15 protein-coding genes are annotated in these 17592 nt (G+C 65.7%); 11 read left to right on the forward strand and 4 right to left on the reverse strand.

Features of this window, described 5'->3' with window-relative positions; all coding sequences use genetic code 11:
- Positions 1–49 precede the first annotated feature (49 nt).
- Complete coding sequence (locus tag ACREXZ_RS17655) at positions 50–1825, reverse strand: phospholipase D-like domain-containing protein (protein WP_431765386.1); 1776 nt, start codon at positions 1823–1825, stop codon at positions 50–52.
- An 88-nt stretch (positions 1826–1913) separates the two neighbouring features.
- Positions 1914–2801 (reverse strand): LysR family transcriptional regulator, encoded by an 888-nt coding sequence (locus ACREXZ_RS17660; protein WP_431765387.1) that lies wholly within the window; start codon positions 2799–2801, stop codon positions 1914–1916.
- 103 nt (positions 2802–2904) lie between these two features.
- Here ACREXZ_RS17660 and ACREXZ_RS17665 point away from each other — a divergent pair, with 103 nt between their 5' ends.
- The 6 genes from ACREXZ_RS17665 (at position 2905) to ACREXZ_RS17690 (ending at position 9843) form a co-directional block, all read left to right on the forward strand.
- Positions 2905–4248: an MFS transporter gene (locus tag ACREXZ_RS17665; RefSeq protein ID WP_431765388.1), complete on the forward strand. Its 1344-nt coding sequence runs from the start codon at positions 2905–2907 to the stop codon at positions 4246–4248.
- Between the two features lie 92 nt (positions 4249–4340).
- On the forward strand, positions 4341–4988 hold the full coding sequence (locus ACREXZ_RS17670; RefSeq protein ID WP_431765389.1) for a response regulator: 648 nt from the start codon (positions 4341–4343) through the stop codon (positions 4986–4988).
- 329 nt (positions 4989–5317) lie between these two features.
- On the forward strand, positions 5318–5956 hold the full coding sequence (locus ACREXZ_RS17675; RefSeq protein ID WP_431765390.1) for a response regulator: 639 nt from the start codon (positions 5318–5320) through the stop codon (positions 5954–5956).
- 133 nt (positions 5957–6089) lie between these two features.
- A complete protein-coding gene (locus ACREXZ_RS17680) occupies positions 6090–8024 on the forward strand; it encodes an ATP-binding protein (RefSeq protein WP_431765391.1) in 1935 nt (644 codons plus the stop codon).
- A 323-nt stretch (positions 8025–8347) separates the two neighbouring features.
- Positions 8348–8782, forward strand: a complete 435-nt coding sequence (locus ACREXZ_RS17685; RefSeq protein WP_431765392.1) for a CHRD domain-containing protein — start codon at positions 8348–8350, stop codon at positions 8780–8782.
- Between the two features lie 104 nt (positions 8783–8886).
- Positions 8887–9843 (forward strand): alpha/beta hydrolase, encoded by a 957-nt coding sequence (locus tag ACREXZ_RS17690; RefSeq protein WP_431765393.1) that lies wholly within the window; start codon positions 8887–8889, stop codon positions 9841–9843.
- Here ACREXZ_RS17690 and ACREXZ_RS17695 read toward each other — a convergent pair.
- On the reverse strand, positions 9813–10658 hold the full coding sequence (locus tag ACREXZ_RS17695; RefSeq protein WP_431765394.1) for an EcsC family protein: 846 nt from the start codon (positions 10656–10658) through the stop codon (positions 9813–9815). The genes ACREXZ_RS17690 and ACREXZ_RS17695 overlap by 31 nt on opposite strands.
- Before the next feature lie 151 nt (positions 10659–10809).
- Here ACREXZ_RS17695 and ACREXZ_RS17700 point away from each other — a divergent pair, with 151 nt between their 5' ends.
- A complete protein-coding gene (locus tag ACREXZ_RS17700) occupies positions 10810–12405 on the forward strand; it encodes an MDR family MFS transporter (RefSeq protein WP_431765395.1) in 1596 nt (531 codons plus the stop codon).
- A gap of 5 nt (positions 12406–12410) precedes the next feature.
- The gene (locus ACREXZ_RS17705; RefSeq protein WP_431765396.1) at positions 12411–12863 is read left to right on the forward strand and encodes a MarR family winged helix-turn-helix transcriptional regulator; all 453 of its coding nucleotides are present in this window, start codon (positions 12411–12413) and stop codon (positions 12861–12863) included.
- 2 nt (positions 12864–12865) lie between these two features.
- Here the strand turns inward: ACREXZ_RS17705 and ACREXZ_RS17710 are convergent, their stop codons facing one another.
- Positions 12866–14143, reverse strand: coding sequence for an amino acid deaminase (locus ACREXZ_RS17710; RefSeq protein WP_431765397.1), 1278 nt, complete (start codon positions 14141–14143; stop codon positions 12866–12868).
- 170 nt (positions 14144–14313) lie between these two features.
- On the opposite strand from ACREXZ_RS17710, the gene ACREXZ_RS17715 reads away from it, so the two are divergent.
- The 3 genes from ACREXZ_RS17715 to ACREXZ_RS17725 all read left to right on the forward strand — a co-directional run bounded on the left by ACREXZ_RS17715 (position 14314) and on the right by ACREXZ_RS17725 (position 17191).
- On the forward strand, positions 14314–15204 hold the full coding sequence (locus ACREXZ_RS17715) for a MurR/RpiR family transcriptional regulator (RefSeq protein WP_431765398.1): 891 nt from the start codon (positions 14314–14316) through the stop codon (positions 15202–15204).
- Between the two features lie 3 nt (positions 15205–15207).
- Positions 15208–16689 (forward strand): N-acyl-D-amino-acid deacylase family protein, encoded by a 1482-nt coding sequence (locus tag ACREXZ_RS17720; RefSeq protein WP_431765399.1) that lies wholly within the window; start codon positions 15208–15210, stop codon positions 16687–16689.
- A gap of 112 nt (positions 16690–16801) precedes the next feature.
- Positions 16802–17191, forward strand: coding sequence for a RidA family protein (locus ACREXZ_RS17725; protein WP_431765400.1), 390 nt, complete (start codon positions 16802–16804; stop codon positions 17189–17191).
- Positions 17192–17592: the final 401 nt, after the last annotated feature.

Genomic DNA, 17592 nt, shown 5'->3' on the forward strand with positions numbered 1-17592 from the left:
CGAGGCGCAAGTCGCCGCTCCATTCCGATGCCGGTGATCCGACGAACGGCTATTGCGCGTCGTGTGCGAGCGCCACGCGAGCTTTCGCCTCAGCGCTGCCGTCGACAAAATACTTCGTCGACCAGCCGCTGTCCGGTTGCAGGATCAACCGTTCATGCGTCGTGCCGCTGCGTTGTTCTTCGATAGCTATCGCACGTGCGCGATAGTGTTCGTACAGACGCAGAAATTCCGCGAGATAAATCGCGGCGATCCGCTTGTCGCGAATCTCGAGCAGGTTTTCGTCGTTGTAGTGCTCGGAGTTCTGGCTCATGTTCGCCGAGCCCGAATAGACTATCGGGTCGGCGCCTTCCGCGTCGATCACGAGAAACTTGTGATGCACGATGACGGGCGCGTACGGCGGTGCCTTCTCGCCGGGAAACACCTGCATTTCGGGGGCGAAGCCGTCCGGTACCGTGGCCGGTGAAAAGTAGTTCGCGTCGATCACGTCGCGCTGGTCGCGGCTGCGGTGATATAGCTCGAGATTCGCGAGCTGCGTCGTGTTCACGATCTTGCCGTCGCGTTGCGCGGCTTCGGCGTCGGTGGCCGACTTCGCGCTGATGTGATTGACGAGCCCGAACATCATCAGCCCGCGATCGCCGGCCTGAAAGCACGCATCGCGCAGCGGCGCGTCGGTCGGCATGAACAGGCAGAACATGACCGAATGCTTCGCGCGTCCGATCGCTTCGACGATCGTGTCGATCTGCGTGCGCTGGTTCTTCGGCTCCGGCGAAAAGCACACGCGCACCTGCGCGCTGCCCACCTGCATGCTGTCCGACCAGCCCGGCGTGAGTGCCGCCGTCGCCGCAATCGTCGGATTGCCGGCGAGCGCCGCCGCACGATCGCTGTAGTGCTGCGCAAGCTGAGCGGATTCGAACAGATGCAGTACGTTCGCCTGCTCGGTGATGCCCTCGGTCGTGAAGTTCGCCGACCCGGTCAGCACACGGTCGGGTGGCGTATTCGCCGCCCCGTCGCCGGCCACGATGAACTTGTCGTGCATGATGTGCGTCTTGTCGCGCGGCAGGCAGCGCGCGAGATCGCGCAGCGCATCGACAGCCGGCTGGTTCGGCGACGGCTGCGGCGGCTTGCCCTTCTCCTGCACCGTGTGCGCGTCGTAGACCACGGCGAGCGCGTCCTTGCCGTGCGCGTGACCGAACGCTTCGAACGCGGGAATCGCCCACAGCGAATCGGTCAGGTGATACACCGCCGACGCGGCCCGCGCCGCACCGTCGAACACGGTCCCGAAGGTCTGTTCCAGATCGTTCGCGAGCCACGTGCGCAGCGTCAGCGCCTGCTCCGGCGAAGGCGCTTCGCCGCGGCCGAGCTTCATCGCGCTCACCATCCGCGAGAACGCCTGAGAACTGACGACCGCCCGGTTGAACCACGTGCCGATGCCGTCCTCGACGTGCGCCGGCAGCGTGACCGAAACATGCCCGACATCGTCGTCCAGCCTTTGCAGCTTCGCCGGTGTACCGACCACCGGCCACACTTCGTAGGCGAACGTCTTCCGGCGATCGGGCGGATCGATGCGCGCGTCCCACCACATGAACTTCTGGATCGGCGCTTCGCTGGTCGGCGCATCGTGCTGCGTGTCGGCGGCCGGTCCGGCGAACGTCACGCGGTTCGGCAGCCAGCTGCTCGCTTCGCGCGTGCGTCCGTCCGCCTGCAGAAAACCCGGCGTGCGCCGGATCGCGAATCCGAGGAAGTCGTCGCGTGCGTGGCCTTCGGGCCAGTCGAACGCGAGCAATACGAGTGTCGGGGAGACGTAGCTCCGGACGCTGACTTTCATCCATCACCTCTGCGGCTGTCGATCCGCAGCAGTGTGCAGAAAACGCTTGTTAAAACGATGACAGCGGTCGATGCGGCACAAAACACGCTCAACCGAAAAGACGCGTCAACGCATCGCGCGCATTGGCAACAAGCGGACTCTCGCCGGCCCGGCCTGGCAGCAGATGGAATTCGACGGCAGGTAGCGGCGGCAGCCCGATGCCCGGCGGACACGCGACAACGCCCGGCCCGATCGACGATTCGTTCAGACACGAGATGCCGAGCCCAGCCTTCAGCGCGAGCTGCAACCCCGCGACCCCCGATGCCGAATGTGAAATGAGATACGGCACCTTGCGTTGGTCGAGCAGCTTCACGACGAAGCGCTGCAGCTGGCACGTCGACGGCAGCAGCACGAGCGGATAAGGCGCCGTCACGTGCGAACCGACGTCGACCGCGCTCACCCACAGCAGCTTCTCGCGCCGGACCACCGTGCCCGTCGTGCGCGCGCCGACCGCGACGCGATGGTTACCCGGCGTGACGAGGCGCAGCGACAGCCCGATATCGAACGCCGCGTTGTCATCGGCGCCGCTGTCGATCACTGCGCTCGGCATCACCGTTACGTGCAGCCGTAGCCGTGGATGCTGTTCCGAGAACGTCTTCAGCACACGCGCGATGTCGTGCGGCCGGTAGTAGTCGGTGATCGCGATACGCAGCTCGCCGTCGAGTGAGCGGCCCTGCAGATCCTCGAGCGCCGCCTCGCTCATCGCCAGAATGCGTCGCGCATGATCGAGCAGCTTCGCGCCCGCGGGTGTCGCTGTGACGCCCTGTTTGCTGCGCACGAAAAGCGGCTGGCCGGCGCGTTCCTCGAGCTTGCGCAACTGCTCGCTAACCGACGACTGCGACAGGAAAACCCGCTCCGCCCCCGCCGACACGCTGCCCGCCTCGGCGACCACGACAAAGGTGCGCAACTGGTTCAGATCGAAAGCACGCTGATTCATGATTCGGAGATATCGATGGATACCATCATATCTTCCCGCTTTTCCGATGGAAGGTCTACTTCTACGATGGCTTCAATTTCTTCTGGATCTGGAGTCCGTCGTCATGGAATCGAACCTGTCCCGCGCCCCGGCGCGTAATCACCGGTGGAAGGTGCTCGGCGTAGGCTTCGCCGCGAACGCGAGCTTTTCCGCCGCCTTCTCCGGCATCCCGACGACCGCGGTGTTTCTGCGCTCGGGCTATCACCTCGACAACGGTGCGCTGGGGCTGGTGCTCGGCATGCTCGGACTCGGCATCGCGCTCAGCGAGCTGCCGTGGGGGCTGCTCACCGATCGCTGGGGTGACCGGCGCGTGCTGCTGCTCGGACTGGGTGCGACCGCGGCGGCGCTGGCCGCGATGACACTGCTCGTCGTTCCCCATCCGGCCGCAGTGCCGGGTGTACCGATGCTCGCGCTGTGGCTGCTGCTGGTCGGGATACTTGGCGGCAGCGTCAACGGGTCGAGCGGCCGCGCAGTGATGGCGTGGTTTCGCGAGGGCGAACGCGGCCTCGCGATGAGCATCCGGCAGACCGCGGTACCCGCCGGCGGCGGCCTCGGCGCGCTCGCGTTGCCGGCGCTGGCCGCGCACGGCGGTTTTGCTGCGGTGTACGGCGTGCTGGCGATCCTGTGCGCGGTAACGGCCGTGTTTGCGTATCGCTGGCTGCGCGAGCCGCCGGCCGAATTGGCGACGTCGGCTGCCGGTATGGCGACGCGCGATCGCGACGCGGCGTCGGTGCCGCGATCCCCGCTGCGCGACGTCGCGGTATGGCGGGTCGCGCTCGGCATCGGCGCACTGTGCGTGCCGCAGCTGGCGGTCATCACATTCGGCACGGTGTTCCTGCACGACTTTGGCCATGCGGGCGTCGTGACGATCAGCGCGACGATGGCCGCCGTGCAGACCGGCGCTGCGGTCGCCCGGGTGCTGAGCGGCCGATGGACCGACCGCAACGGCAATCGCCGTGCGTACATGCGGGCGTGCAGCGTGATCACGGCGGTGCTGTTCGCTTTGCTCGCGCTGATCGTCGCCGGCTTTGGGATGCGGCACGGCGCGATGACCGTGGTGTTCGCCGGTATGATCGTCGTGGGCGGCGCGTGCGCGTCGGCGTGGCACGGCGTCGCGTTCACGGAACTTGCGACACTCGCCGGCACGAACCGCGCCGGCACCGCGCTCGCGATGGGCAACACCGGCGCGTTCCTGACGCTGTTCCTGACGCCGCTCGCGATCCCGGCGCTGCTGTCGATCGGTTCGTGGCCCGCCGTGTGGGCCGTGGCGAGTTTGTTCGCGCTGATCGCGCTGCCGGTATTTCCGCGTCCCGCGACGACCGCGCTCGTGGAGGAAGCGGCGCGGACGCGGTCCGGTGGTCGCGTCGCACGGGAGACCCGTCAGGCTTCAGTGCCGGAGCTGCGCTAATCAACCGGATCACGCGATTCGGAATTCTCTGATGGGCATTCGGCGCGGCGAATGGTGTGATTTCAGATCAAGCAATGCGAGGGGACCTCCTTGTGATTCTTCGCGTCATCCTGGCGGATGACCACCCGTTCGTCCTGCTCGGAACCCGAGTGTCGCTCGCGGCGCACGCTGACGTCGCGGTCGTCGGCGAGGCGGGCAGCCCCGCGGCGCTGCTCGATCTGCTGCGCCGCACGCCGTGCGACGTGCTGGTCACCGATCTCACGATGCCCGAAGCGGACGGCAGCACCGCCGACGGTCTGCGTCTGCTGACGCGCGTGCGTCACGGCTGGCCGGCGCTGCGCATCGTCGTGCTGACCGGCCTGACGAATGCCGCGATCCTGCGCGCGATTCTGGCCGAGGGTGTCACGGGCATCCTCAACAAGATCGAGCCGATGGACGAACTTATCGTCGCGATCCGCCGCGCGGCATGCGGGCATGCTTATCTGGGCAAGTCGATCCTCGATGCGATCGCCGCCACGAGCGGTGACGCGCCTGGCACGGCGGCGCGCCGTCCACTTTCGCCGCGCGAGGCGGAAGTGGTCCGGCTGTTCGCGGACGGCCAGTCGATCTCGGGGATCGCGCGCACGCTCGGCCGCGACATTCGCACCGTGAGCCGGCAGAAGCGCGACGCGATGGTGAAGCTCGGCGTCCGCAACGACGCGGGGCTCTTCATCTACGTGCGTGCAAACGGGCTGCTCTAGTGTCGGCGGCGCATATGCCTGCCGCGGGCCCGCCCGCCGTGCGTCAACTTGCTGTGCGTGAGCCCGGCACACGTTAGGCAGGTGGTCGCCCGCCCGTGGCATCCATTTTCGGAACTATCTGATGTCGCTGGGCCGGTTGCTGCGTCATGCTCGCGACCGGACTCGTCCTTCATGGATCGGACGAGCCGGCCGGATCGCGTGGCCGCGGCGGCTTGCTGCCGTTTGCCTGTGTGACGGTCGTCGGCGGGACGTGCTGTGTGGCGCGTCGCCGCAAATGATTCACGCCCTGGGGAGCACGTAGTGCAGGGCGTCATCGGCAGAACACCAATATGAAACAGAACATCCGCGTCATCGTCGCCGACGATCACAGCGTGATCCGTGTGTGCGTCGCGTATCTGCTCGCCGCCGAACCGCATATGTCGCTCGTCGGCACGGCCATCGATGCGCCGTCGCTCGCGGCGCTGTTCGAATCGCGTCCGTGCGACGTGATCGTCGCCGACCTGGGCATGCCGGGCTTCGACGGCGAAAACAACGCCGTGACGATGCTGGGCCGGTTGATGCGGCATCCCGCGTGTCCACCCGTCGTGATTCTGACGATGCTGCGTCATCCGCCGGTGCTGAACGCGCTGCTGCTGCTCGGCGCCGCGGCGATCGTCGACAAGCGCGATACCGTCGAGGCGCTCATTCACGCGATCGAAGCCGCGGTGCGGCACAGGCGTTATCTGTCACGGCACGTCGAGCTGCGCACTCGCCGGTCCGCGAGGCCGAGGCATGTCGGTGTGCTCAGTGCTCGTGAGTGGGAGGTGTTCGGTTACTGCGTGCGCGGATTCACGGTCTCGCAGATCGCCGAACGCCTGCGCCGCAGCACGAAAACAATCAGCATGCAGAAGCGCAGTGCGCTGCGCAAGCTGGGTCTCGAGACCGGCACCGATCTGATCGATTACGCGCGGCAGATCGGCCTCGTGTAACGCGCGGCTTCGGCTTCCGTAGGAAGGCTGCGGATACGACGCTTGAATTGCCATCGATTGGGCTTCCGACTATTTCTGGCAGACGACGCATGCGGGACCACTTGCGTGCGGTACGTCGAGCGGAGGTCGGACGGTGAAGCGGGATGAGCGGCGAGAGATTGAAGACGCGGCGTGGCGAGCTTCCGCTGCACCAGACGATCCACTTGATCCGCTCGCGGTGGCGGCGCACGAGCTGCGCACGCCGATGAGCGGCGTGTTCGGCCTTCTCGATGTGCTGGCTCGAACGCCGCTCGATACCGAACAGCGCGCAATGGTTCACACGATGAGTGACACCGTCGATGCATTGCTTGCAACGATCGACACGATGCTCGACCGTGCGAAGCACGAAGCGGTGCATGCCGTGGCGACCGCCTCGTCGTCGAACACGCCATTCGGTCCGCGCGAGTTGATCGACGGCGTGCTCGGCGTGTTGAGCGACCTCGCGCACAGGAAGGGACTGCGCGTCGGCGTTGATATCGAGCCGGACGTCGCGGCACGGTTGACCGGCGACGGCATGCGGCTGCGTCAACTGCTCTTCAATCTTGTCGGCAATGCGATCAGATTCACGGAGGCCGGTTCGATCGACGTGCATGTGTCGGTCGACAACGACGATGCATACCGACAGACCGTCGCGATTGCGATCCGCGACACCGGCATCGGCATTGCGCCGCATCGGCAGGTTCAAGTCTTCCGGCCATTTGTGCAGGCGGAGACGCTTACCGCGCGACGTTCCGGTGGCACGGGCACCGGTCTCGGGCTGGCGATCTGCCGCGAACTCGCCGCGCGGATCGGCGCGACGCTCGATCTGCGTAGCGAGCCCAGCATCGGAACCTGCGTGACGCTGGGTGTGACGATGCCGATCGACACACTGCGTCATCCGCACGACGAACTGCACGGCCGGCGTGCGCTGATTGCAATCGACGACCCCGCGACCGCCGCCGCGCTGACGCACTTCGCGCAGGCCCGCGGCCTCGACGTGACGTGCGTCCCGCGTGGGGCATCGTGCGCACATGCGCCGACCGACACCGATCTATGCTTCATCGACGAAGCTGATACTGCGCTGTCGTATGGTGAATCCAGGCGCGTCGTTCGCGTGACCCGACAGCCGACGCCGGCCGGTTACCGGATCGTCGATGGGACGCTTCGGCTGGGTACGAATCCGCTGTCGTGGCGTGCGTTCGGCGACGCATGCGCGGCAGCGCTGCGGATCGAACAACCGCCAGCAAGCATACCGACGCAGCAACCGTCCTCGCTCCCGAGCCGCGATCGCGCAGTCGCCGACGGCTTGCTCGTGCTGGTCGCCGACGATCATCCCGTCAACCGGATGCTGATCCGTCATCGGCTGGCGGCGCTGGGTCTTGCCTGCGACGTCGTGAGCGGCGGCATCGAGGCGCTCGCCGCGCTCGATCGCACGCGTTACGGATGTCTGATTTCCGATTGCCAGATGCCGGGTCTGTCCGGCTATGAACTCGCGAAGCGCGTGCGCGAGCGCTCCGCTGCGGGCGATATTCAATGGATACCGATCCTCGGTATCACGGCGAGTCTCGATCGCGGCGTTCTGCGAGCGTGTCGGGAGGCGGGCATGGACGACTGCATCGTCAAGCCGGTTGGCGTCGAGTCGTTGCGCGCGTCGTTGAGCCGCTGGTTCGATCTGGGCGGCGATAACGTTGCGAGGCGACCGGCGATGCACGCACTCGATCTGACGCGCATGAAACAGTCCTGGGGCAACGAATCGATCGTGAAGACACTGCTGGAGGCGTTCGTTGTCGCGGTGCGTGACGATATCCGTGCATTGCGGCCGTTGCTCGACCATCCCGATGCGCAGCGCCTGCTCGCGTGGCATCACCGGGTCGCGGGCGCGGCGAGCGTGCTGCAACACGCACCGCTGCTTGCCGCGCTCGATGCCTATCGCCGCGATATCGCGACAAAGCCGGCGGAGCGGCTGCGGGTGGACGGATTCGCGCTGGCCGGGCAGTGCGACGTGATGCTCGACGGCATCGAGCGGCAAGTCGCGCAACTGGCGGAATAAACGCGGAAAGGTACCAACAAGTACAAAACGGGGGCGAAAAAAAACGCGGCCGAAGCCGCGTTCAAGCTTGGAGACATCCTTCGATGAAGGAGTCACTTCTCGCGACCTGAAGGGTAGCAGGGCAACTGCGATCAATTGCATACGAATCGCGCAATTGATTATTGGCGAATCGGCAGAGATCGCACCGTATGCGCACGAACCATGCTGTCGCGGTCCAGTGGTATCCACGTTCGCGGCTGTCACCGATTTGCCCTAGTATGGGGAACCCCGTGCGGGCAACAGCCCGTACGGCGCGACATCGTTGGTACCGTCAGGAGAACAGGATGAATGCGATTCGCAAGCTGAATCTGGCTGTCGTCGTGTGGGCGCTCGCGGCGGGCGCGGCCTTCGCCGATACCGTGGCGCTGAAGGCTGATCTCGAACCGTCGAGCGAAGTGCCGCCGCGCGTGAGTCACGGGCACGGCATGCTCAATGCATCGTTCGACACGTCGACGAAAACGCTGCAGTGGAACGTGACTTACGACGGACTGTCTGGTCCCGCGACGATGGCTCATTTCCATGGACCGGCGCCGGTCGGCCAGAACGCGAAGGTGCAGGTGCCGATCGAGAAGAACGCGCTCGCCAGTCCGATCAAGGGCTCGGCCACGCTGACCGACCCGCAGGTGACGGACCTGATGGCCGGCCAGTGGTACTTCAACGTTCATACCGCGCAAAACCCGTCGGGCGAGATCCGCGGGCAGGTGCTGCCGGCCAACTAGCCAGGCTGCGTCGCGGCTGCGGCCGCGTTTAGAGCGGGCTGTCGACCGGTGCCTGGCGGAACGCACGTACCATGACGGATTCGCCGTTCAGGGAGCACGTTCCGATGAGTTGGCAAAGCACCGTCGCCTGCTGGTTCATGCGCAGGAAATTTCGTCCGCAGACCTTGCGGCCGACGATCAGCGCGGAGCACGCCCGCGCGATGACCACGAAACGCGCATGGACGCCGCGTGTGCCCGCCGGCTGGACGCTGCGCGAGCAATACGCGCCAGACGATGCACCGATGCTCGGCGAGTGGTTCGAACGTGATGGACCCGCCGCGCTCGCGCCCACTCCGGTCATTCTCTATCTGCACGGCGGCGGCTATTACTTCTGCTCGCCGCGCACTCATCGATCGATCGTCTTCGGCCTTGGGACACGCGCCGACGCGCGAGTCTTCTCGCTCGATTACCGGCTCGCACCCGAGCATCGCTTTCCGGCGGCGCTCGACGATGCGCTCGCCGCATACCGTCGGTTGCTTGCTGCGGGGACGTCGGCGGAATCGATCGTGATTGCCGGCGATTCGGCGGGCGGCGGCCTCGCACTCGCCACACTGGTCGCGCTGCGCGATGCCGGCGACACGCTGCCGGCTGGTGCAATCCTGTTTTCACCCTGGACCGATCTGGCTGCAACCGGCGCGACGATCCGCACCAACGACGGCGCCGATCCGATGTTCGCCGGCCCTGCGATCGGCCGGGCCGCGAAGCTCTATCTCGGCGACACGCCGTCCACGAATCCGTATGCGTCGCCGCTTTACGCCGATCTGAGCGAGCTGCCGCCGCTCTTCATGCAGGCGGCCAGCACTGAAGTGCTGCTTGACGATTCACGGCGCGTCGCGGAGCGGGCGCGCGCCGTGAATGTGCCGGTCGAGTTCGAGATCTGGCCGGATATGCCGCACGTGTGGCAGATCTGGGCACCGTTCATTCCCGAGGCCGGCCGCGCGCTCGACCGTGCCGCGGACTTCGTGCGGCAGGTCACGCGAGTGCGCGACGATCAGCGGTCGAGCGCGATGTCGATGGTCTGATACGCGGCCTCCACGGCGTCGGTGCCGTACTGGCGCTCCAGCCGGCGCACGGTGAAGTGGCCGTGCGCGACCTGCTGGAAGTGGTCGATGAACACGGTGTTGACCATTGCGCCGAGCACCGCGCCGATCGCCGGAATCGATTTCGCCGCGACCTGTTCGCTGACCTGCACCGAGAAGCGGGCGGCGATCGTATTCACGAGCCGCAGCAGCGCGGCCGAGCCGTGCGTCGCGAAGCCCTTGCTCGCAATCTCCGACGATGCTTTCGACACCGCCTGCGCCAGCGCGCCGCGCGCGATGAAATAGCCGAGATCGGCGTCGTCGTCGGCCTTCGACGCGCTGCCCATGCCGAGCACCGTCAGGCACTGCAGCTGCGTTTCCACTGAAGACAGATCCTCGCCCTCGCTGCGCGCGATGTCGCAGATCGAGCGGAACATCAGCGTCGTCGTGACCGGTAGTTCGACCGGCAGCGCAAACAACCCGAACGCGCCGCCGGCTGCTCCGGTTGTCGCGACGGCGAACTTGTGCAGCAGGTTGCTCGGTTTGTCGGGCGAAGGCGCGGACAAACCTGCCACGTTCGACCGACCGAGCGTGCGTAGCGCGAGCTGCAGACATTTACGCAACGCAAGCTGCGTCGCGTCGCTGACCTTCTCGTGCGCGAAGGTCGGTATTCTCGCCATCAGTTTCTCGACCGGCGCGCCGACGATGCCCGCGAGTTTCATCGTCAGCGCAGGGCTTTCGAGCTCGTATTTCGCGCGCCGCAGCGCCTTCAGATCGTCCGGCGACAGCGTGGACGATGCGAGCGGATTCGACTCCATGGACCTCCCGGTCGTTGTCTTGCGCCGCGCAATCTGGCCGATGCGCGACAGTAACGTACGGCGGCACTAACCGCCGGCCAAGCCAGTTTAGAGCGCAACGCTGTGGTATGATTCCCAATTGTTTGACGCGTCAACTGTTGCACGATCAAAAATGCCCGTCCATACCGCCGCCCACCATTCGAGTGGGCAAGTCCTACCGTTCCGGGAATCGCTGCTCGCGATGCTCGGCGTGTCCTTCGTGACGATGCTCGTTGCGCTCGATCAGACCGTCGTTGGCACTGCGCTGCCGACCATCGTCTCCGAGCTCAAGGGTTTCGAGCTGTACGCGTGGGTCGCAACCTCCTATCTGTTGACCTCCGTCATCACCGTGCCGATCTTCGGGCGGCTCGGCGACTATTACGGACGCAAGCCGTTCGTGATCGCGTCGATCGTCGTGTTCACCGGTGCGTCGGTGCTGTGCGGCGCCGCCAACGACATGCTGTTCCTCGTACTCGCGCGCGGCCTTCAGGGGATCGGCGGCGGCATGCTGGTCGGCACGGCGTTCGCGTGTATTCCCGATCTGTTCCCCGATTCGGTCGTGCGTTTGCGCTGGCAGGTGCTGATGAGTTCGGCGTTCGGTATCGCGAACGCGGTCGGACCTTCACTCGGCGGTTTTCTCACGCAGTACTACGGCTGGCGGTCGGTGTTCTACGTGAATCTGCCGGTCGGTCTGCTGTCGCTGTTTTTCGTGTGGCGCTATCTGCCGCATCTGCGGCACGTCGAGCATAAAGGCAAGATGCGGCTCGACTGGCCGGGCGCGTTGCTGATCGCAGTTGCGCTCGGCTGCCTGCAACTGTTCGTCGAAATGCTGCCGAAGCACGGCGTAACCGTCGGCGCCGCAGCGCTGCTGGCGGTCAGCGTCGCATCCGCCTATGGATTGTGGCGCTGGGAAAAGCAGTTCCCGCAGGCGATCCTCCCAATCGACATGTTCCGCAACCGCAGCCTCTCCGCACTCTTCACGCTCTCGGTGCTCGGCGGCTTCACGATGTTCTCGATGCTGTTCTACGCGCCGCTGCTGTTTCAAGGCGGCTTCGGCATGTCGCCGAAGGAAGCGGGCCTTGTCATTACGCCGCTCGTCGTGTTCATCACGATCGGCAGCATCGCGAACGGGCGGATCGTGTCGCGGGTGCGCAATCCGAATCTGATGCTTTACGTGGGCTTCGCGCTCGTCGCCCTCGCGTGTTTCGGCACAGTCGTCGCGACCCGCTCGATGCCGCAGTGGATGCTGATGTCGTTCATGATTCTCGGCGGTCTCGGTCTCGGTTTCGTCATGCCGAATCTGACGATCTTCGCGCAGCAGACCGCGGGCCGCGAGCACCTCGGCATCGCGACCGCGCTGCTGCAGTCGCTGCGGATGATCGGCGGGATGCTCGGCACGGCGCTGACCGGCACGCTCATCACGCACATGTACGCGAGCGGCGTGCGCGACGCGCTCGAACGCGATCACGCGACGCACTGGTCGAGCGATCTCGGCGACCCGCAGATCCTGATCAACCGCGACGCGCAGCAGACGCTGCTCGGCCAGCTCGCGCATGCCGGCCACAACGGCGCGATGCTGCTCGAAGCGGCGCGCGAGGCGCTCGTCGCCGCGATTCATCTGGGGCTTGCGCTTGCCGCGCTGGTCGCGGTCGCATCGGTCTGGCAAAGCCGGCGCGTGCCGCCGGTCAAACTTCACCGTCAGGTCGAACCGACGGTTCACGTGGACTGACGCAGATGGAAGAACACGACCACGTCGCCGTCGTCCAGCAGTTCGGCCGCACGTATCGGGCGTTCATGTCGGCGTTCGAATTGCACGTCGGCCACCCGATGCCGCGCTGGCGGATTCTGCTCGCGTTGCACGAGCAGAATGGAGAGTCGTCGCAGAAGCGGCTCGTCGAGCGGCTGCGAATCGATCCGGGCGCGCTCACGCGTCAGTTGAAGACGCTCGAACAGATGGGCTGGATCGTGCGCAGCATGGACACACGCGACAACCGCGTGACCAACGTGAAGCTCACCGACATCGGCCGCGAGCAGACCGAAGCGAGCTTGCCGCGTCGCAATGCGTTTCTGCAGGACACAATGGCTGCGTTGCCCGACGATGCGCTCGTCGCGCTGTCGGGCGCGCTCGGGCTGCTCGAGGCGCGCATCGGCGAGGTGGCCGCTGCTGCACCGCAGCCTGCCGGCTAACGTCAGAAGAACGTTTCGATCACTTCCGTCACGCGATATTTCGAATCCACGACCAGCAACTGACGCCACTTGTCGAACGTCAGGCACGGATGCGAAATGTCGAACGCGATCATGTCGCCGACCTTCAGATCTGCGCCCGCGGGAATCCGCAGGTACGCGTGCTGGTCCATCAGACCGAACACTTCCCAGCCTTCGTCCGGCGCGATGTCGCGCGGCGCGTCGCTGCCCGGCCGATAGTGGCGCGCAGGCTCGGGCAGCCCCGCGTCGAACGCCGAGTCGCGCTTGCCGAGGCCGACGATCGCGCGGTCCGGTTCCGGAATCGACTGCACGTACGCCCATAGTTGCAACGCGGGCAGCAGCCCTTCGCCCATCTTCTTCGCGACCGGGTTGCGCGCGAAGATGTCGGTCTGCGCCTTGCGATAGACGCCGACGTCGTGTGTCAGATAGCAGCCCGGCCGCAGCACGATTTCGACGCGGCTCGCGTCGGTTGCCTTCGAGAACTCTTCCGCGACCACGTCGTACCACGCGGACCCCGCGCCCGACAGGATCGCAGGCGTGCGCGCGAAGCGGCCCGCGTCGGCGAGCTCAAGCGTGGTCTGCACCGCGCCGCGCAGAAACGCGCGCACTTCGCCTTCTTCCTTGAGTACACCCTCGTACAGTTCGACACCCGCGAGCTTCAGTGCATCAGGGTAGCGCGCGATCGCGTCGAGTACCGCGTCGCGTTGCGCATCGTCGCGCACGCCGGTGCGTCCACCCGACACACCGAGTTCGAGCAGCACCTGCAACTGCTTGCCGACTGACTTGAAAAAACGGCCCAGTTGCTCGACGCCGTCAACCGAATCCACCAGGCAGAAAAACTCGAAGTCCGGATCGCTGAGCAGCTCGGCGACCATTAGCATGTTGCGCCGGCCGACCAGTTGATTCGCCATCAGCACGCGCGAGATGCCGCCGTGATACGCGGCGCGTACCTGATGCGCGGTCGCAAGCGTAATGCCCCATGCGCCGGTTTCGATCTGCCGGCGGAACAGCTGCGGCGCCATCGTCGTCTTGCCGTGCGGCGCGAGCTTCACGCCGTACTCCGCGACGAACGCCTGCATCCATTTCAGGTTGTGTTCGATGCGCTCGGCGTACAGCACCGCGGCCGGCAGGCTCACATCTTCGTCGAGCAGATTCCATTCGAGGCGCGCCGCGTCGGTCAACTGGATGCTGGTGCCGGGAACCATGCCCAAGCCCTTGCTATAAGGATCAATCGTCGCGCCCTGATAGTTTGTAACTTTCATGTAATCCCGCTCCATCATGCAGTTAAATCGATTCGAAGTTGACTTTAATATGGTACAGAAAGTACGATTGTCTGCGAAATGTTATTTAGTACCACGGTCGTACGGAACCCCGTTCGCAGGCATCGCGCCGCGGACAGTCGGCTTCGGGCAGTCCACTCTATCCCCGCACGATGAATTCCACCACCGAGCCGCTAGCTTTCGACATCGTCGCGCGGATTGCCGCCCGCGCGCCTGAGTTGCGCTCGGCGGAACGCAAGGTCGCGGCGCTGATCCTCGACGACCTGACGGCCGCGTCGCGCGCGAGCATCGGCGCGCTCGCGCAGCAGGCGGACGTCAGCGTGGCGACGGTCACGCGGTTCGCGAAGGCGGTCGGCTGTCGCGACGTGCGCGAACTGAAGCTGCGTCTTGCGCAGGCGGCCGCGGTCGGTCAGCGCTTCCTGAAAACCGGCACGGCCGCGGATGCACCCGAACCGCTCGCGACCCGTGTCTTCGACGAATTGCAGACCGCGCTCGCGCGCAATCATGAAGTGCTGTGTCACGCGCCGCTGGCGAGCGCCGCCGCCGCGTTGCGCGATGCGCGGATGATCTACGTGTTCGGGATGGGCGGCGGGTCGACGGCGCTCGCCGACGAAATGCGCTTCCGGCTCGTGCGCCTCGGCCGGCCGGTCGCGACGTACCAGGACGGTCTGCTGCAGCGGATGGTCGCGAGCACGGTGTCACGCGACTGCGTTGTGATCGCGTTGTCCGCGACCGGGCACGTGCCGGAGATCCTCGAAAGCTGCCGGATCGCGCGGAGCTACGGCGCGACGTTGATCGCTCTGACGGCCCCCGCGTCGCCGCTCGCGAAGCTCGCCGACTGGCTGATCCCGATCGTCGCGTTCGAAACCGATTTCATCTACAAACCATCATCATCGCGTTACGCGATGATGATGGCGCTCGACGTGCTCGTCACCGAACTCGCCGTCAGTCTTGGCGACGAGAGCCGCGAATTGCTGCGCCGGATGAAGCATGCGCTCGACGCGCATCGCGGCGGCGGCGATCGACAACCGATAGGAGACTGACCCATGCATTCGCATCCCGAAGCTGCCGACACGCTGATCGTCGGCGCCCAGTTGTACGACGGCACGGGCGCGCCGCCGGTCGAGCGCGACATCGCGTTGCGCGATGGCCGCATCGCCGCGATCGGCAACCTGTCGAACTGGCTTGCCGAAGAAGTGATCGAGGCGAACGGTCGCGCGCTCGCGCCGGGCTTCATCGACGTGCACACGCACGACGACACCCACGTGATCCGCGCGCCGCAGATGCTGCCGAAAATCTCGCAGGGCGTGACGACGGTGATCGTCGGCAACTGCGGGATCAGTGCTTCGCCGGTGTCGCTGAAGGGCGACCCGCCCGATCCGATGAACCTGCTCGGCGATCGCAGCGCATTCGCCTATCCGACCTTCGCCGCCTACGTCGACGCGGTGAACGCGGCGCGGCCCGCGGTCAACGTCGGCGCGCTGATTGGTCACACGGCGCTCCGCAACAACCAGATGGACCGGCTCGATCGCGCGGCGGCGCCGCACGAAATCGACGGGATGCGCGCGCAGCTCGAGGAAGCGCTCGCGCACGGCGCGCTTGGCTTGAGTTCGGGGCTTGCATACGGCTCGGCGTTCGCCGCGCCGACCGAAGAAGTGATGGCACTTGCGGAGCCGCTCGCTGCCGCAGGCGCGCTGTACACGACGCACATGCGCACCGAGTTCGACGCGATTCTCGATGCAATGGACGAGGCGTACCGGATCGGCCGGCATGCACATGTGCCGGTCGTGATCTCGCATCTGAAATGCGCGGGGCCGTCTAACTGGGGCCGCAGCGGCGAGGTGCTCGAAGCGCTGGAAGGCGCGCGCCGGCTGCAGCCGATCGGGTGCGACTGCTATCCGTACAACCGCAGTTCGTCGACGCTCTCTCTGGCGCAGGTGACGGGCGACATCGACATCACCATCACGTGGTCGGAGCCGCATCCCGAGGTGGCGGGCAAGCTTGTGAAGGAGATCGCTGCGGAGTGGGGCATCACGCAGCAGGAAGCGGCGAAGCGTCTGCAGCCGGCGGGCGCGGTGTATCACAACATGTCGGAGGACGACGTGCGGCGCATCCTGTCGCATCCCGCGACGATGGTCGGTTCCGACGGCCTGCCGAATGACCCATTGCCGCATCCGCGGCTGTGGGGCGCGTTTCCGCGCGTGCTCGGCCACTACGCGCGCGACGTCGCGCTGATTCCGCTCGAGGAAGCGGTGCGCAAGATGACCGGGCTGTCCGCGCGACGCTTCGGGCTCGCGCAGCGTGGCGAAGTGCACATCGGGTATCACGCGGATCTGGTGCTGTTCGATCCGGCGCGTGTGCGCGATGTGGCGACGTTCGACAAGCCGCAGCAGCCCGCCGACGGCATCGACGCAGTGTGGGTGAACGGCGTGCTGTCGTATCGCGACGGCCAGCCGACCGGCGAGCGCGCAGGACATTTCGTCGCGCGCGGGGCGCCTTCGCAGGGCGACGCGCACGGCGCATTCTGAGCGCGGCATTGATCACAGCGGTTATCACAACAACCGTCACAGCAATCGAAGCCGCGCAGCGGGATCGGCCCGTGCGCGGCGTCATGAACTCATGAACACAAGGAGCAAAACGATGAAGCGATATGGCGTGGAAGGCGGAAAGGGTACGGGCGGACAGCACATGCCGTTTGCGCGCGCGGTCGAGGCAAACGGCTGGCTGTACGTGTCGGGCCAGACGCCGATGGAGAACGGCGAGGTGATCAACGGCGGCATCGTCGAGCAGTCGCACAAGGCGATCCAGAACGTGTTCGCGATCCTGAAGGAAGCGGGCTACGGCGCCGAACACGTCGTGCGCTGTGGTGTGTGGCTCGACGATCCGCGCGACTTCGCGTCGTTCAACAAGGTGTTCCGCGAGTACTTCGGCGACAACCCGCCGGCGCGCGCGTGCGTGGTGTCGAGCATGGTGATTGATTGCAGGGTTGAAGTGGACTGCGTGGCGTATAAGGCGCCGGCCGGCGCGTGACGCGTTCGATCCCGAGATCGCGATAGTCGCGATAGGCCGGCACTGACCGGCTAACCCCAGGAGGGCCGCTGACGCGGCCCTTTTTCTTTGGCGCGGCGCAGAGGGCCGCGAACGGCAAAATACTGAATTCCCAATATATGAGTCAACCACTCACATATTGGAGATTCCGAAAAAAGCGCCCTACAATCCGGACCAACGAGCCCACCGCGACCGACTGGTCGTGGCAGAGGCAAGCAAACAGAAACCATCTTGTATGGGACGGCAGCAAGCCTGAAGCGCTAACTGCCGTCGACAGCAACTATCTTGAGACGAGCAATGTCACGCGTCATGGAAGTCCGACTGCCAGGGAGTGTTGGAGCGAACCATTGCGTTAAGCGTGATGAGCAGTTTGCGCATGCAGG

The sequence above is a fragment of the Paraburkholderia sp. genome (genome assembly GCF_050742655.1).
GTDB lineage: Bacteria > Pseudomonadota > Gammaproteobacteria > Burkholderiales > Burkholderiaceae > Paraburkholderia.